General features: G+C 72.8%; 11 protein-coding genes. 8 read left to right on the plus strand and 3 right to left on the minus strand.

Annotation, left to right across the window (positions count from 1 at the left end):
- Nucleotides 1-49: 49 nt before the first annotated feature.
- The 8 genes from EXU48_RS14365 to EXU48_RS14400 all read left to right on the plus strand — a co-directional run bounded on the left by EXU48_RS14365 (nt 50) and on the right by EXU48_RS14400 (nt 11,687).
- Nucleotides 50-1,540 (plus strand): serine hydrolase domain-containing protein, encoded by a 1,491-nt coding sequence (locus EXU48_RS14365; protein WP_133108334.1) that lies wholly within the window; start codon nt 50-52, stop codon nt 1,538-1,540.
- Nucleotides 1,541-1,732: 192 nt separating this feature from the next.
- Nucleotides 1,733-4,102: a hypothetical protein gene (locus EXU48_RS14370; RefSeq protein ID WP_133108335.1), complete on the plus strand. Its 2,370-nt coding sequence runs from the start codon at nt 1,733-1,735 to the stop codon at nt 4,100-4,102.
- The gene (locus EXU48_RS14375) at nt 4,099-4,854 is read left to right on the plus strand and encodes a hypothetical protein (RefSeq protein WP_133108336.1); all 756 of its coding nucleotides are present in this window, start codon (nt 4,099-4,101) and stop codon (nt 4,852-4,854) included. Before EXU48_RS14370 ends, EXU48_RS14375 begins: the two co-directional genes overlap by 4 nt.
- 67 nt (nt 4,855-4,921) lie before the next feature.
- On the plus strand, nt 4,922-6,436 hold the full coding sequence (locus tag EXU48_RS14380) for a sensor histidine kinase (RefSeq protein ID WP_133108337.1): 1,515 nt from the start codon (nt 4,922-4,924) through the stop codon (nt 6,434-6,436).
- Nucleotides 6,433-7,188, plus strand: a complete 756-nt coding sequence (locus EXU48_RS14385) for a response regulator (protein WP_133108338.1) — start codon at nt 6,433-6,435, stop codon at nt 7,186-7,188. The genes EXU48_RS14380 and EXU48_RS14385 overlap by 4 nt, the downstream gene beginning before the upstream one ends.
- 174 nt (nt 7,189-7,362) lie before the next feature.
- Nucleotides 7,363-8,256, plus strand: a complete 894-nt coding sequence (locus EXU48_RS14390) for an ABC transporter ATP-binding protein (protein ID WP_133108339.1) — start codon at nt 7,363-7,365, stop codon at nt 8,254-8,256.
- Nucleotides 8,253-9,485, plus strand: a complete 1,233-nt coding sequence (locus EXU48_RS14395) for an ABC transporter permease (RefSeq protein ID WP_133108340.1) — start codon at nt 8,253-8,255, stop codon at nt 9,483-9,485. The genes EXU48_RS14390 and EXU48_RS14395 overlap by 4 nt, the downstream gene beginning before the upstream one ends.
- 66 nt (nt 9,486-9,551) lie before the next feature.
- Nucleotides 9,552-11,687, plus strand: a complete 2,136-nt coding sequence (locus EXU48_RS14400; RefSeq protein ID WP_133108341.1) for a heavy metal translocating P-type ATPase — start codon at nt 9,552-9,554, stop codon at nt 11,685-11,687.
- Here the strand turns inward: EXU48_RS14400 and EXU48_RS25350 are convergent.
- The 3 genes from EXU48_RS25350 to EXU48_RS14415 all read right to left on the minus strand — a co-directional run bounded on the left by EXU48_RS25350 (nt 11,674) and on the right by EXU48_RS14415 (nt 16,887).
- Nucleotides 11,674-12,942 carry a DUF2510 domain-containing protein gene (locus tag EXU48_RS25350; protein ID WP_133108342.1) on the minus strand — a complete coding sequence of 423 codons (1,269 nt, stop codon included), beginning with the start codon at nt 12,940-12,942 and terminating at the stop codon, nt 11,674-11,676. The two genes, EXU48_RS14400 and EXU48_RS25350, sit on opposite strands and share 14 nt — an antisense overlap.
- Before the next feature lie 189 nt (nt 12,943-13,131).
- Entirely contained in the window at nt 13,132-14,364 is a 1,233-nt protein-coding gene (locus tag EXU48_RS14410) for a DVUA0089 family protein (RefSeq protein WP_165962817.1), read from the minus strand.
- 129 nt (nt 14,365-14,493) lie between these two features.
- Nucleotides 14,494-16,887: an alpha-amylase family glycosyl hydrolase gene (locus EXU48_RS14415; protein WP_133108344.1), complete on the minus strand. Its 2,394-nt coding sequence runs from the start codon at nt 16,885-16,887 to the stop codon at nt 14,494-14,496.
- Nucleotides 16,888-16,949: the final 62 nt, after the last annotated feature.

A 16,949-nucleotide genomic window follows, 5' to 3' on the forward strand; every position in this document is an offset into this window, starting at 1 on the left:
CGGAGCCCCGGTCTCCCGCGGTCGGGATCGGTCCCTCTAGGCTCGGACCATGTCGACGACGTCACCCGCGCAGACCACCCGCCTCCTCCCCCGCGCCGCCCCCGCCGACGCCGGCATCTCGGCCGCCGGGATCGGCGACTTCCTGGACGCGGTCGAGGACCGCGGGATCGAGTTGCACAGCCTGATGGTGGTGCACGGCGGCGCCGTGGCCGCCGAGGGCTGGTGGGCGCCCTACGCCCCGGAGCGACCGCACCTGCTGTACTCGCTCAGCAAGTCGTTCACCTCCACGGCGGCCGGGTTCGCGATCGCCGAGGGGCTGTTCTCCCTCGACGACCGGGTCGTCGACCTGTTGCCGGCGCACGTACCGGACGACGTCGATCCCGCGGTGGCGTCGCTCACCGTGCACCACGTGCTGTCGATGTCCACCGGGCACACGGCCGACACCCTCGGGACCGCCTACGACCTCGAACCCGGCGACCTCGTCCGCGGGTTCCTGCGTCAGCCGCCCCAGGACCAGGTCGGCTCGCGACACGTCTACAACAACTCCTGCACCTACGTGGTCGCCACCCTGGTCCAGGAGCTCGGCGGCACCCACCTGACCGACTACCTGCGCCCCCGCCTGTTCGAGCCCCTCGGCATCACCCCCGGGCACTGGGACGACGACGGCCACGGCCGGGCGATCGGCTTCTCCGGCCTGCACCTGACCACCGAGGCGATCGCCGCGTTCGGGCAACTGCTGCTCGCCGACGGCCGCTGGAACGGCGAGCAGGTGCTCCCGGAGGGCTGGGTGGCGCGGGCGACCCGGTCGCACGTGCGCACCGACTCCGACCCGGCGACCAACGTCGACTGGGCCCAGGGCTACGGCTACCAGTTCTGGATGGGGCGGCACGGCTTCCGTGGCGACGGCGCCTACGGGCAGTTCTGTGTGGTCGTGCCCGAGTCGGATCTGGTGCTGGCCACGACCTCGGTCACCGACGACATGCAGGGCATCCTCGACGCCGCGTGGGACCACCTGCTCCCAGCGGTCGGCACCGCGGACGCCGACCCGGCGGCCGGGGACCGGCTCGCCGAGCGGCTCGCGTCGCTCGCCCTGCCGGTGGTCGGGGCCGACCCGGGCGCCGCACCCACAGCGCCCATGGGGCCCGTATCGCCGGTCACGTTCGTGGTGCCCGACGGCGAAGGGCCGGGTCCGCTGCCGGCCGGCACCCGGGTGCAGGTCGCCCCGGCCGACGACGGCTGGCAGGCGAGCTTCACGTTCGACGGCGGCACCGTGCGCATCGACGGCGCGCCCTCGGTGTGGGTCGAGACCGAGGTGACGGCCGCCGTCGGGCACGACCGGAACCCGACCCGGGGCCGCTCCCGGGAGGCCACCACGGTCCTCGCACGCGGCGGCTGGCGCGCCGACGGCACGTTCGAGGCGGACGTGCTGCTCGCGGAGATGCCGCACCGGTTCCGGCTGCGCGGCGCCGGCGGCGTGGCCACCGCCGCCTGGAACGCGGTGCCGCTGGCCGGGGAGCGGTTCGAGGCACACCTGCCCTGACCCGGGCCCGGTCCGGGGCGGAGGGGATCCGCAGCCCATTGCCGCCGCGTCCACGACCGAGGCGTCCGCTCACCCGGTCGGCGTCCGAATTCACCCGCGGACCACCCGATCAGCACCCTCCTCGCCGGCCTCCTCGCCGGTGACCATGGAGGACGTCCGGCAATGACGCCGGGCCCGCACCGGGAGTGACACATGAGCGACGACGACCAGGGGTCGGGCTGCTGCGGCGACGACGGCCCGCTGTACTACGACGAGCAGGGCGACCTGCTGGACCTGCCGGTGATCGGCCCGCTCCTGAGCGGACTGCCGTTCTGGCCCAGGCCGGCCCCGGTGGACCCACGGATCCCGGTGGAGCCACGGATCCCGATCGACCCACGGATCCCGGTCGAACCACACATCCCGATCCAGGTCCGGCGCCCGTGTTCGCTGCCGGTGCTGAACGGGTCGTGGCTGATCGAGTTCACCGCGTCCCGGCCCATACCCGTGATCGCCGCGCAACAGATCCGTGGGCCGATGCGGATCGAGGTCCGGGACACCTCGCTGCGGGTCAGCGGCGACGTGTACGTCCGGCGCACCCCGATCCTCGGCACCCTGGAGTCGATGCGGACGGCCTTCCAGGACGAGGCCGAATCGTATTCGCCGGGACCGCCGGACGCCGGCGGGCAGGACCAGGACCTGAACCCCGACCTGGTCCTGCGCGGCGTCAACGGGGCGCCGCTGTTCCCCTCCTACCCCCAGCTGCCGACGAACCAGTACTCCTGGTACTTCCGCTCCACCGGCGTCACCTACTCCGGTGGCACGCTCACCTTCGGCCTGCGCCGGCACGTCTGGAACCGGACCAGCCAGGACTTCGTCTCGACGGACTCCGGGACGATGACCCTGACCTGCACGCGCAGCATCCTCGCACGCGCCGAGGTCGCCACCATGTCCGGCACCGCGACGATCGGAGGGGTCGCGTACCACGTGAACGCGAGGAAGACGTCGAACTCCTACCGGGGCTGCGCCGTCGAGGTGGACGTCATGACCGGCCGGGACTGGCCCGCCTCGGCGCTCAACCACGGCGTCTCGCGGACGTTCCAGAACGTGTACGCGTCGGCCGGCTGGGACGTCCGGGTGCGGGTGGACCAGCTCGACATCCCCAGCGATGCGTCGCTGAGCATGGCCGAGCTGCAGACCCTGCTGACCAGCCACCGTGGCCCCGGCGCCGCCGACCCGTGGCGGCTCTGGCTGCTCATCGGCTCCGCGCAGGGTGGGCTCCTCGGCGTCATGTTCGACGACGACTCGGTCCCCCGGGAGGGCGCCGTCGGGTTCGCCGACGCGACGCTGAGCAACTCGAGCGTGATCGAGGCGGGCGCCCGCGGTCAGGCGATCAACGACGTACCGGCGGCGCTGCTGCGCACGATGGTCCACGAGGCGGGGCATGCGCTCAACCTGTTCCACCCCAAGCACGACGTCCACGACCCGCCGATCGGCACCGAGATCATGAACCAGACCGGCGACGTCATCTCCTTCGCGTCCGTCTCGAACCCCTACCCGGGCAATGCCACGTTCGCGTTCGCCGTGCATGACCGCGACTCCCTCATCCACGCCCCCGACCCCCAGGTGCGCCCGGGCTGGCAGAACTTCGGGTGGGGGCACGGCAGCCTCTCCTCCGGTCTTCCGGTCCCGACCGACGCCTCCGGTCTGGGCGGCGGGGACGACGCCGAGGGCCTCCGTCTGGAACTGACCCTGCCGGGTGAGATCTACGTCGGCGAGTACGTGACCGCCGAGCTCACGCTCACCAACACCGGCGACGAGCCCCGTGAGGTGACGGCCAGGCTGAACCTCGCCGAGGGGTACCTGCGACTGCAGCACGTGCTGCCGGACGGCAGCCTCGACCAGGTGCGGGACGTCGTCGTCGCCTGCGGAACCCGCCCGACGGCGGTGCTCGCCCCGGGCGAGTCGCTGTCCGCCCGTATGCAACTCTTCTTCACCAGCGAGGGGATCACCTTCTCCCAGCCCGGCACCCATGTGGTCCGCGCCGAGTTCGACGTGGACCTGTTCAGCACGGCCCGCAGCCCGCGGGCCACCGTGTACGTGCGCACGGCCGCCACGGAGACCGAGGTGACCATCGCCGCCCAGACCCTCGACTCCGCCGTCGGGCGCGCGTTCGCCCTGGGTGACTTCGGCACGGACACCGCCGTTCGCGACCGGCTGGTCGCCGTGGCCGAGGCCCACCACGACGCCGACACCGGCGCCGCCGCGGCCCTGGTCCTGGCGAACTCCTTCGCCCGCGCGCACGTGGACCATCGGTCCGACGCCCGCGCGGCGGACGACGGCGGGCGGGCCGCTGCCCGGAAGGCGGCGCCCGAGGAGGCCAAGCACTTCCTCGACCTGGCCATGCAGGGCCGGTCGGCGGAGGAGATGGTGCGGCTCGCGGCGACCGTGGCGAGCCCCGTGGAGTCCGATGCCCCGGTGGTCACGGACGCCCTCGGCCGGGCGAAGCGGGCCCGCAAGGGCAAGGCTGACCTGGCTGCGGCGGAGGCCATCGTGGCGGACTTCGTGGCAGCATCACCCGCATGAGCTCGACGCTGACGCTGACCCTGACCGTGCCCGCGCGGTCGGGGTCGGACCAGGCCCTGCTCGGCGTGGTCGCCCTGACGAACACCGGCGCCGAGCCGGTCACCGTGAACGCCCGGCTGAACCTCGCCGACGGCGACCTGGTCATCGACGCGGCCGGGCCGGCGGGCACGCTCCGGGCCGGCTGGCCATGGCCGGCGGACAGCCTCCCCCGCGAGACGGAGCTCGGGCCGGGTCGAACGCTCGAGTCGGGCGTCCTGCTCCTGTGCACCGCGACGTCCGAGCCGCTGCTGCCCGACCCCGGCCCGTACACGCTCACCGTGTCCTACCGGGCGCACAGTGCCGGCAGTGCCGGTCGTGCCGGTGGTCCCGGGAGTGCCGGTGGCGGCGATCGATCCGGCGAGGTCACGGCCGAACCGGTCGCCCACACACGCACCCCCGCGACCGGGCCGGCGGTGGCCGCGCTCCGGGACCGGGACGTGATCCAGTCACTGGTGTCCGCCTCGGTCCTCGGGCAGGCGGCCGACGGCCTCGCCGCCGTGGCCGAGCGGGGCGGCACGAACGCGGTGCTCGTGGCGCTGACCTCGGCGAGCACCGGGGTGGCCGACCTGACCGCCACCGCCGGCGACCCGGTGGCCGTGGCCGTCGCCGTGACCGCTGTGGTCCCGAGCACCGACCCACGCCGGGCCGACCTCGCCGACGAGTTCGCCGGCGACCCCCGCGCCACCGCGATCCTCGCGGACCTGCCCCACTGAACCCGGCATCGTTCTCCGTCGCGCGACGGACGCGGCCGTGGTGGGCGGCCGGATAACCTCGGTAGTCATGTTCACCCCGTCGAGTTCGCCGACCGCGGGCCCCGGGCCGGCCGACGCCGCCGGGGCCGACGGGCAGGTCCGGGCCGCCTGGTCCACCCGCCTGTTCGCCTGGCTGAACGACCCCGGGGAGCCGCTCTGGGAGCGACCCGGCCCCTCCCGGGACCAGCAGCGCCGCGACATCGTCGGCGCCCTCGCGTTCGTCCTGGTGGGCCTCGGCATGACGGTCGCGACGAAGTCGTTCGGCATGGTGAACGAGGCGGAGGCCACCTGGCGCGCGTTCGTCGCCGTTGCCGCGATGATCGCCCCGTTGGCCATCCGTAGGCGTTTTCCGCTGATCGCGCTGCTGATCTCGTCGGTGCTGTTCCTGACGCTCAGCTACCTCAGCCCCGAGGCCAGCGTCCAGGCCCCCTTCCAGGTGGCGTACTTCGCCACCCTCTATGCGGCCGTGGCGTGGGCGCGGGACCGGCGACTCCTCTGGATCTCCGTGGCGCTGGTGCTGCTCGAGATGGCGGCCTGGATCGTCATCTCGTTCACCATCTCCCGGGGCATGTTCGCGGAGTCCTTCGGGGACGGCGTCGGCCCGCTCGAACCGGTCGTCGCCTACGGGCTGTACACGGCCGTGCTGAACCTTGCGTACTTCGGCGGCGCCATCCTCGTGGGCCGCAACTCCTGGCGGACCGCCCTGCACCGGTCCCGGCTCGCCGAGCAGGCGGAACGGATCCGGGCGCAGTCCGACGAGCTCGCCCGCCGCGCCGTCGTGGACGAGCGGCTGCGGATCGCCCGCGAACTGCACGACGTGGTGGCCCACCACATCTCGGTCATCGGGATCCAGGCCGGCGCCGCTCGGCGGGTGCTGACCCGATCACCGCAGTCGGCCGAAGGGGCGATGCGCACCATCGAGGGCGCCAGCCGCGAAGCCGTGGGTGAGATGCGGTCCCTGCTCGGGGTGCTGCGCAGCGAGACGGAGACCGGCCGCCCGGGTGACTCGGGTGACTCGCGCGCGCCCGAGCCCGGGCTCGCGGACCTGGACGGGTTGGCCGAGCGGCACCGCCGTCGCGGTCTGCAGGTGACCCTGACCCGGGTGGAGGCCGCGCCGGGCGACCTGGACCGGGTGCCGCCGGCGCTCGGGCTGTCCGTGTACCGCTGCGTCCAGGAGTCCCTGACGAACGTGGCCCGGCACTCCACCGCGGGCTCCGCGTCTGTCACGCTCAGGACCGGGACCGCGGCGGCCGGGTCCGAAGTCGGCGATGGCGATGCCTCCGACGCGCCGGCCGGCCCGTTCGTGGAGGTCGAGGTGCTCGACGACGGACAGCCGCGTGGCGGTACGTCCGGGACCGGGTACGGTCTTCGCGGGGTGAGCGAACGGGTCTCGCTGCACGGCGGCCAGGCCGAGATCGGCCCACGCCGGACCGGCTCGGGCTGGCGGGTCCGGGCCCGCTTCCACCTCCGCGACGCCGGCCCGCACCCGAGGCCGGAACCAGGCACCGACACGAACACCGAGAGCGAGCTCAAGGCCCGATGACCATCCGCGTCGCCATCGTCGACGACCAGGCCCTGGTCCGGTCCGGCTTCGCCATGGTGCTCTCGGTCGAGGACGACATCGAGGTGGTCGGCCAGGCGTCCGATGGCGCCCGGGCCGTCGAGCTGCTCGCCGCCACGCCTGCCGACGTGGTGCTGATGGACGTGCAGATGCCGGTACTGGACGGGATCGCCGCCACCGAGCGGATCGTCGCCGCCGGTGGTCCGAAGGTGATCATCCTCACCACGTTCGACCGGGAGGACTACCTGTTCGCGGCGCTGCGCGCGGGCGCGAGCGGGTTCCTGCTCAAGAACGCCGACCCGGACGACCTGGTCGCCGCGATCCGGGCCGTCGCCGACGGCCATGCCCTGCTGTCCCCGGAGGTCACCGTCAAGGTGATCGCGCGACTGGCCGCCGAACCGGCGCCGTCCGGCACCCCCGCCCGGACGACCGGGCCGACCGGCCCGACCGGCCCGAGCGAGGGCGGCTCGAGCGAGAACGGCGCACGCTGCCGGCAGGCGACCAGCACGACCGTGTCGGCCCACGCCGTCGAGAGTCTGACCGCGCGCGAGCGGGACGTGCTCGCCCTCCTCGCGGAGGGGCACTCGAACGCGGAGATCGCGAGCGAGCTCTTCGTCGGGGAGTCCACCGTGAAGACCCACGTCTCCCACGTGCTCGCCAAGATCGGGGCCCGGGACCGGGTCCAGGCCGTCGTGTTCGCGCACCGGGCCGGCCTCGTCGGCCACCACGACTGACGACCCGGCGCAGCCGGTCTCCTCCCGACGACCCGGTCTCCCCCTCGCGGCGGATCTTGACGGCTCCCCCGTGCGGCCGACGCGCCGTGGCATCCCCGTTTCCTAGGCTCGGACCAGGCCGGACGGCAGCGACCAGCGCCACGGCGAGGACCAGCTCGACAACGGGAGGACCAGATGAGGCAGACAGACGCCACGCTGGAGGTGCGGGGACTGACCCGGCGCTTCGGCGAGAAGGTGGCGGTCGACGACGTGTCATTCACCGTGGAACCGGGCCGGATGACCGGCTTCGTCGGCGCGAACGGTGCCGGCAAGACCTCGACCATGCGGATGATCATGGGCGTCCTGCAGATCCACGGCGGCGACGTCATCTGGGACGGCCGGCCGATCACGCCCGCGGACCGCTCCCGGTTCGGGTACATGCCCGAGGAGCGGGGCCTGTACCCGAAGCAGGGCATCCTCGACCAGCTCTGCTACCTGGGCCAGCTGCGCGGGATGAGCCGTGGCGATGCCGCGAAGGAGGCCACGCGGCTGCTGGAGCGGTTCGGGCTGGCCGACCGGGTCAAGGACAAGCTCGAGTCGCTGTCCCTCGGGAACCAGCAGCGCGTCCAGATCACCGCGTCGCTCCTGCACGGACCGACCGCGCTGATCCTGGACGAGCCGTTCTCCGGCCTGGACCCGGTGGCCGTGGACTCGATGGTCGACCTGCTCCGTGACCGCCTCCGCCAGGGTGTGCCGGTGTTGTTCTCCAGCCACCAGCTCGACCTCGTCGACCGGCTCTGCGACTCGCTCGTGGTCCTCTCCGACGGCAAGGTCATGGCCGCGGGCGACGCGAACGACCTCCGCAACGCCGGGCCGACGCGCTACCGCATCGTCACCGCACCGGACGCCGGCTGGCTCCGGGACGTCCCGGGCGTCACCGTCCTCGATGTCGACGGCCCGCGCGCCGTCCTCGAACTGGCCGAGGGCACCCGCGAGCCCCTGCTCAAGCGCGCCGCGGACCGCGGCCTCACGGAGTTCGCGCCGATCGTCCCGTCCCTGTCCGAGATCTACCGCGAGGTGACCCGATGACCGCCACCGACCGCTACCCGCAGACCCTGGCGCCGGCCCCGGACGGCCCGCCGGTGCCGCCGTCCCCCGTGCGTCACCCCTGGCTCGTGGTCACCACCCGCGAGATCATGGTGAAACTGACGGACAAGAGCTTCGTCATCTCCACCGTGGTGACGCTCGCGATGATCGCAGCCAGCGTCATCATCGGCTCCGTGGTCGGCAACCGCTCCTCCGACTTCACGGTCGGCACCAGCCAGGCCGAGGCGGCCGTGGTCGCCGAGGCCTCGACGGAGGTCGTCACCGAGGGCGGGGACACCCTCGAGCTCACCGAGTTCGACTCCGAGGACGCCCTGCGCACCGCGGTGCTGGACGGCGACGTGGACGCCGGCCTGGTCGCCGGCGACGACGGCTGGGTGCTGCTCGGCGGCACCGAGGTGGACACCGATCTCGCGGCCGCGCTGACGACGGCCGTCAGCGAATCCGTCCTCGCGGCCAACGCCGAGGCCGCCGGCACCACCCTCGATGAGCTCACCGCAGGCTCGACGGTCACGACCGAGTACCTCGACCCCGATGCCGACCGGGGCGCCCTCGCGTTCGTCGTCGGCTTCGTCTTCGCGTTCCTGTTCTACATGGCCGCGATCGTCTTCGGGATGACCATCGCCAACTCCGTTCTTGAGGAGAAGCAGAACCGCGTCGTGGAGATCCTCGCGACCGCCATCCCGATCCGGCAGCTGCTCTACGGCAAGGTGCTCGGCAACTCGCTGCTGGCGTTCGCGCAGATCCTGCTCTACTGCGTGGTCGGCCTCACCGCGGTCAACCTCACCGGCCTGGCGGGCGACATCGGCTGGATCCTCAGCGCGTCCGGCTGGTTCATCGCCTTCTTCGTGGTCGGCTTCACGGCGCTGGCCGCGGTCTGGGCCGTGCTCGGCTCGCTGGCCAGCCGCAGCGAGGACCTGCAGTCGAACACCGGACCGATCATCACCGTGATCATGGTGGCCCTGTTCGTGGGGCTGTTCGCCGAGGGCATCTGGCTCGACGTCGCGAGCTTCGTCCCGGTGGTCTCCTCGGTCGCGATGCCGATCCGGATGCTCGCCGGGGACGTCGCGCCCTGGCAGGGCATCGTCTCCCTGGCCCTGACCGCGGTCGCGGCGTACGGGCTGCTACGGCTCGGCGAACGCATCTACCAGCGTGCGGTGATGCAGGGCGGCACGGCCCTCACCTGGCGCCAGGCGCTCAAGCTCCAGGCCTGAGCACTCGGCCCGACCGGCCCGCAACATACCCCTCGAAGAAATACCCTCGGGGGGTATGTTGTTGCCATGGGCATGGAGTCACAGACCGGTCACCACGAGCAGCACGGCCATGCGGGTCACGACCCGCACGAGGGCGACGACCCGCACGAGGGCCACGCTGGCCACGCGGGTCACGTCGCCCAGTTCCGCCGCCTGTTCTGGATCATGCTCGTCCTGGCGATCCCGACGGTCCTGTTCAGCGGCATGTTCGCGGACCTTCTCGGCTACACCCTGCCGGCGGGGACGGCCTGGGTCTCCCCCGTGCTCGGCACGGTCATCTTCGTCTGGGGCGGGCGTCCGTTCCTGGCCGGCGCCGTCGCCGAGCTCCGGTCCCGCCGGCCGGGCATGATGCTGCTCATCGGGATGGCGATCACGGTCGCGTTCGTCGCCTCGGTCGGGTCGGGCCTCGGGCTGTTCCCGGCCGGTCTGGACTTCTGGTGGGAGCTCGCCCTGCTCGTGGTGATCATGCTGCTCGGGCACTGGATCGAGATGCGCTCGCTCGCGCAGACCACCTCCGCACTCGACTCCCTCGCCGCACTGCTGCCGGACCGGGCCGAACTGGTGGACGGCGACCGGATCACGGAGGTGGCGCCGGCGGACCTGGCGGTCGGTGACGTCGTGCTGGTCCGCCCCGGCGGCCGGGTCCCGGCCGACGGTGAGGTCGTCGACGGCTCCGCGCACGTCGACGAGTCGATGATCACCGGGGAGTCCGCGCCGGTGCGTCGTGACGCGGGTACCCGGGTGGTCGCCGGCACCGTGGCCACGGATTCCGCGATCCGGGTCCGGGTGGCCGCCGTGGGCGAGGACACCGCCCTCGCCGGGATCGGACGCCTCGTGGAGGAGGCGCGCTCGAGCACCTCCCGTGCCCAGCTGCTGGCCGACCGGGCCGCGGCGGCCCTGTTCTGGTTCGCGCTCGGCGCCGGCGTGCTCACCCTGGTCGCCTGGCTCGTCCTGGGGACCCCGGAGGACGCACTGATCCGTGTGATCACGGTGCTCGTGATCGCCTGCCCGCACGCACTCGGGCTGGCCATCCCGCTGGTCGTCTCGATCGCCACCGAGCGCGCGGCCCGGGCCGGGATCCTGGTCAAGGACCGGATGGCGCTGGAGCGCATGCGAACGGTGGACACGGTGCTCTTCGACAAGACCGGCACCCTGACCAAGGGAACCCCCGCCCTGCTTTCGGTGACGGCCGCCGTCGGGCCGGACGCCGACGAGGCGCTGCGGTACGCAGCCGCCGCCGAGGCGGCGAGCGAGCACCCGCTGGCCCGCGCGATCGTCAGCGCGGCGGCGGAGCGGGGCCTGACGGTGCCCGTCGCCACCGACTTCCGGGCGGTGCCGGGTCAGGGCGTGCGGGCCACGGTGCCCGACGGCGCAGGTTCACCCCACGAGGTCGCGGTCGGTGGTCCCGGGCTGCTCGAGACGACAGGGCGGGCGCCGCTGGACGAGGCCGCCTGGCTGGCCGAGCAGGCCGGGGCCGGCCGGACCGTCCTGCACGTGCTGGTCGACGCCGAACCGGTCGCCGCGCTGGCCCTGGCCGACGAGATCCGGCCGGAGTCCCGTGAGGCGGTTGCGGCTCTGGGCGCACGTGGCATCGACGTCGTGATGATCACCGGTGACGCCGAGCCGGTGGCCCGCGCGGTGGCCGCCGAGCTCGGCATCACCGAGGTCTTCGCCGGCGTCCACCCAGAGCACAAGAGCGCGAAGGTCCGTGCCCTGCAGGACCGCGGCGCCGTGGTGGCGATGGTCGGCGACGGAGTGAACGACGCACCGGCGCTGGCCCAGGCCGACGTCGGCATCGCGATCGGCGCCGGGACCGATGTCGCGATCGCGTCGGCGGGAGTGATCCTGGCCTCGGACGACCCGCGGGCCGTGCTCTCGATCATCGAGCTGTCCCGGGCCGCGTACCGGAAGATGAAGCAGAACCTGTGGTGGGCCGCGGGCTACAACCTGGTCGCGGTGCCGCTCGCGGCCGGGGTACTCGCTCCGGTCGGGTTCGTCATGCCGATGGCGGCGGGTGCGCTGATGATGTCCGCCTCGACAGTCGTGGTGGCCCTGAACGCCCAGCTGCTGCGGCGGCTGGACCTGCGTCCGGACCGGCTGGGCAGGGTGGGCACTATGACTGCTCCGGCCCCGCCGGTCCGGGCGCCGGTCACGTCACGTTGACGGAGATGACGGCCGCGCCGGCGCCATCGGCGTACTCCGACATCATCAGGATGTACACACCCGGGTCCACGGCCTCCTCGAGGTAGGGGTCGTAGGAGTCGCCCCCGACCTGCGCGGCGATGTCGGCACCGCGGTCGTCGTTCGAGATCCAGCCGCCCAGCGGGCTGATCACCGTCATCAGCAGGTCCGCGCCGTTCGTGGTCCGGGCGTCGATGGTCAGCGAACCGGCGGCATCGACGACGACGTAGTTCATCCAGACGTTCCCGGCCTCCATCGAGATGTCGACGTCCACGTCCTGCGGCAGCTCCGGGATCGCGGTGAGGTCCTCGGCCAGCACCTGGAACGAGGCGGCGGCGCCCGCGTACTCGGTGATCACGACCGCGTACTGACCCGCGTCGAGGTAGATCGGCAGCAGCGGGTTCAGGGAGTTGGGCTGGAGGCCGTCGCCACCCTGCGGAACGTCGTCGATGAACGAGATCGCGTTCAGTTCCTCGTCGAAGACGGTCAGCTGGAGGTCCTCGCCGCCGTCCGCGACGCCGTGCAGCAGGTAGACGCCCGGGGTACTGACCGGGAGCAGGGCACCCCAGCTCCCGTCGGCCGGGAACGAACCCGTGGCCGCCGTGCCGATGGTCAGGGTCTGGACCATCTCCGGCATGTCGCCGGTCGGGGCATCGGTGGGACCGACGACCGGGTCGGTCGTGGGGGGATCGGCGACCTCGGTGGGCCCGTCGGTCGGTCCCGGCGTGGGCCCCGCGGTCGGTGCCGGGTCGTCCGGGTTGAGGGCGCGGTACCCGAAGAAGCCTGCAACCCCGAGCACGAGGACCACGACGGCGACGATCGCCACGATCAGCCCGGTGTTGTTCTTCCGCGGGCCGCCGGGGGTCCCGTAGCCACCGCCGTATCCGGCGCCGGGCTGTCCGTAGCCCCCGGAAGCGGCCGGCTGGCCGTAGGGTCCCGGGACGGCCGGCTGCCCGTAGGGCCCAGCGGCGCCGGGCTGGGCTGCCGGCGGCACACCCGGGGCGCTCCCTTGGCCGTACCCGCCGGACGGGACGGCAGGGGCCGGGGTCGACGGGGCGGCAGGTGCCGCGGGGGCGCCGGTCGCGACGCCGTAGGCACCGACGGCCGGGGTGGCGGCGGTCGCCGCATCGGCCGCGCCCGGCTTGGGCGCGTAGTTCTCGGTCCAGGCGGAACCGTCCCAGTACCGGAGCCGGTCCTGCCCCTCCGGATCGGGGAACCAGCCAGCAGTTGCACTCACAGCGAACCTCCAAAGCGATGGGCCCGGAACGGGCACCGATGAGATTGGGCTACGACGGGAGGCCGGGCCGCAGCCCAAGACATCTGGAGTGTAAGGTTCGCGAATCGCCGCCGTCCGGCGATCGAGGAGCGAGATTTCGGGGAGCTCTGGATCGTCGACGGGATGCGCGCCGACCGTGCCGGCGGGTCGTCAGTCCACCGTGATCGAGATGCTCGCCGAGGACGCCGCTCCGGACCAGTCGGAGACCATCACGAGGTACACCCCGGGTTCGACCGCGAACGTGAGGTAGGGGTCGTACTGGCCGCCACCGAACTCGGCCGCCGTGTCCACGCCCCGGTCGTCGGCGCCCTCCTCGGCCCCGTCCGGGTGGACCACCGTGAGGACCGGGTCGGCGTCGGTCGTGCTGCGGACGTCGATGGTGACCATGCCCTGCGCCGCCACCGGGACGTAGCCCAACCAGAGGTTGTCCGCGGGAACGTCGATCGTGTACGTGCCGTCGGTCGGGACCTCGGTGACGACGTCCAGGAAGTCGGCGGTCAGGTCGAAGCCGGTCTCGGCACCGTAGTACTCCGCGACACGAACCGTGTAGTCACCGGGCTCCAGGTACCGGCCCAGCAGGGCATCGCGATTGTTGGACACCAGGAGGTCCGCGTCGCCGGGCGCGTCGTCGTTGAACGCGATCTCCCGGCCGCTCGCGTCGAGCAGGGTGAGCGTGAGGTCGAAGCCGTCCGGGGCATGTCCGATGAAGGCATAGACCCCGGGATCCGTCACGGAGACGACGCCGTCCCACGTGCCGTCGGCCGGGAGCACCCCGCTGGACGTGGCGCCCAGGCCCACCGAGTCGGGCGCACCCTGCGTGGGCGGCGAGGTCGGTGACGGGGTGGTCGTCGGGGTCGGCGCGGCGGTCGGCCCGCTCGTCACCGGCGGCGCGGCCGTCGGGCCCGCCGTGGGACCGGGGTCGCCGCCGCCGGTGAGCGCCCGGACCCCGAAGAAGGCGGCGACGGCGATCACGAGCACCGCGACCGCGGCGACCGCGATGATGACCGGGGTCTGGTTGCCGCTGCGCGGTGGCGCGCCGGCGGGCCCGTAGTAGCCGGGGCCACCGGGCTGCGCACCCGAGGCGGCCCCGCCGAAGGCGCTGGCGCTGCCGTACGCACTCGTGGTGTCGCTGGCGTAGGCGGCCGGCGCCGCCGCGTAGCCGGACAGCGCCCCACCGGCCCCCTGCCCGGACGGGCCACCCGCGTTGTGCCCGTACGGCTCGGTCACACCGCTCTGCCCGTACCCGGGGGCCGAACTCGGCTGCCCGTACCCGCTCGGCTGCGGTCCGTTCGGGGCAACCTGATCCGACCAGGTCGCGCCGTTCCAGTACCGAAGCTGGTCGGCGCCGCTCGGGTCGGGGAACCAACCGGCTGGAGTCGTCACGGGGGGCCTCTCAGGTCGTCGGGGCCGGCGCCTGGGCGCCGCCGGCCGGATCGGAATCTCCGCGATCATATGGTCCGGACCCGGGACACCGACGAGGCGTCCACGGGCAGAACTGCCCGCGGTCGAGCCTCACCCCTCCCGCAGGACTGCCACGCTCCATGGCATCACGGTGTAGTCGCCGGTCACGACCTCGGCCTCGGGCGTGGGGGCACCGGAGTCGTCGAGCCACACGTTGAACTCCGGTTCCGCCCACCCGGCCGTGTCGATGATGCGGCGCCAGCCGTCGCCATGCGGGCTGTCCGGGACCGCGAAGGTGACCTCCTCGGCGGCCATGTTGACCAGGAGCAGGTAGTCGTGGCCGCCCACCCCGGAGCCGTCGATGTGCACGCGCACCGCCCGGTCGCCCGCGCCGGGCCCAGCGGTCCCGTCCGGACGCGTGAAGAAGTAGGACACGTCGTCATCGTTGTGGTCCAGGTCCCCGTAGCGGGCCTGGCGCAGCGCCGGCTCGGCGCCGCGCAGTCGCGCGAGCGCGACCGCGAACCGGAAGTACGGGTTGACGTCCGACGGCGCCGCTGCCGTTCCGAAGTTGTCGTGGTAGCCGATCTCGGGTCGCGCCGGGTCGACCGCAACCCGGTGCGGGGCGTTCGTGGACACCATCGCGTAGTTGTTCCAGATCCCGATCGAGTTCAGGCTCCACGGGTTGTTGTTCCCGTTCTGGGTGCGGCCGAACTCGTCACCGGAGACCACCATCGGCACCCCGCGGGACAGGAACAGGATCGTCCAGAGGTTGCGCAGCCGGACCCGGCGCAGATCCCGGTCGCCGCCGGAGTCCCACGACCTGTTGTCGTCGCTGCCGCCGTCCGAGGGTCCGAACGGCGGCGGGCCGTCATTGACCTTGGCCGGGTAGCTGACCAGGTCCATCAGGGTGAACCCGTCGTGCGCCGTGACGAAGTTGACCGAGCGCTGCGGACCCCCCTGGTCGGCGAAGTGGCGGTGGTCGCCATTGAGCTTGCGCATGAACTCCTCGACGTTGCCGTCACCCTTGAGGTAGTCCCGCATGGTGTCGCGGTAGCGTCCGTTCCACTCGCCCCAGCCGGGCGGGAAGTTGCCGACCTCGTAGCCCCACAGGTCCCACGCCTCGGCGATCACCTCGACGTGCCGGCGCCGGGCGAACTCGGCAATCTCGACCAGCAGCGGATGCTCGGGGAAGAACCTGCGCTGCGCGGACCAGTCCTCCCGTTCGAAGGCGCTCGGGGTCCGACCGAGCACCGGCGCCAGATCGAACCGGAAGCCGTCGACGTCCATCTCGTCGGCCCAGTAGCGCAGCGAGTCCAGGACCAGGGCCCGGCTGGCCGCGGAAGAGTGGTTCATCTGGTTCGACGTCCCGGTGGCGCCGTCGATGAGGCGGTGCTCGTCGGTCATCGAGTAGTACTCGGAGGCCGCGAATCCGCCGAGGCTGGTGAAGCCGGTCGTGTGCAGGTCACCGCCCCAGTGCCCACCCTCGCCGGTGTGGTTGTAGACCACGTCGAGATAGACCTCGAGGCCGTGGTCGTGGAACGCCCGGACCATCTCCTTGAACTCGTGGGTCGGGCCGCCCGGATCCCGGTCGTAGGCGTAGTCGCGGTTCGGGGCGAAGAAAGCCAGGGTCTGGTAGCCCCAGTAGTTCGTGGTGCCGCCGTCGCCCGGTGCCGCGGTGGTGTCGCTGGCATGGACCGGGAGGAGTTCGACGGCGGTGAACCCGGCCGCCCGCAGGTAGGGCGCGAGCAGGCCCATCCCTCGGTAGGTGCCACGGAACTGCTCCGGGATGTCGACGACGTCGGCGAACCCGGGCACGCCGGCGAGGCCGGCGCGCAGGGTGCCGACCGAGGGGTGCGCCGTCGAGGTACGCACGTGCGCCTCGCAGATGACCGCGTCCTCGGCGCGGCGGCGGGGCCGCACCCCGGTGGCCGTCTGATCGTGCACGAGCACGGACTTCGGTGCCCACCGTCCGGAGTCGAGTTCACGGCGGGGACGTCCCCGGACGAGATCGCCGCCGGTGCCGAGCACCTCGGCACCACCCCGGTCGGCGGCCCGGGCATCCTGGCCGGCGTGGGTGCCGGTGAGAGCCGGGTGCGACAGGTTGTGACTGATCTCGCGCGCGTACGGGTCGAACAGCACCTTGTTCGGGTTGAACCGGTTCCCGGACTCGTCGACGTCGGCGGTGAAGCCGGCGGCGCTGTCGCCACGCGCCCAGGTGGGCGCCACGTCCCACCCCGGACCCCAGACCCGGAAGGCGTAGTACACCCCCGGCTCGATGCCGCCGATCCGGGCGCGCCACACGCCGTCCGCACCTCGGGCGAGGTCCGACTCGGCCGCGGCGTCGGCGCCGACCGCCTCGGCGTAGAACTCCAGGAGCACCCGGGTGGCCCGCGGCGCGTGGACCGCGAACGACGCCGTCCCCGTGGCCTCGTCCCACTCGGCTCCGAGCGGCCAGGTGCCCTCGGACCAGCCCGCAGCGTCCTCGTTCGTGATGGTCAGCGTCATCGGTCGTCCCTCCAGCTGCGGTGGCCCCCTCGGCCCAGCGTTGGCGGCGACGCTATCCGGGC

Origin of the sequence: Occultella glacieicola (assembly GCF_004353825.1) — a bacterium.
Classification (GTDB): Bacteria; Actinomycetota; Actinomycetes; order Actinomycetales; family Beutenbergiaceae; genus Occultella; species Occultella glacieicola.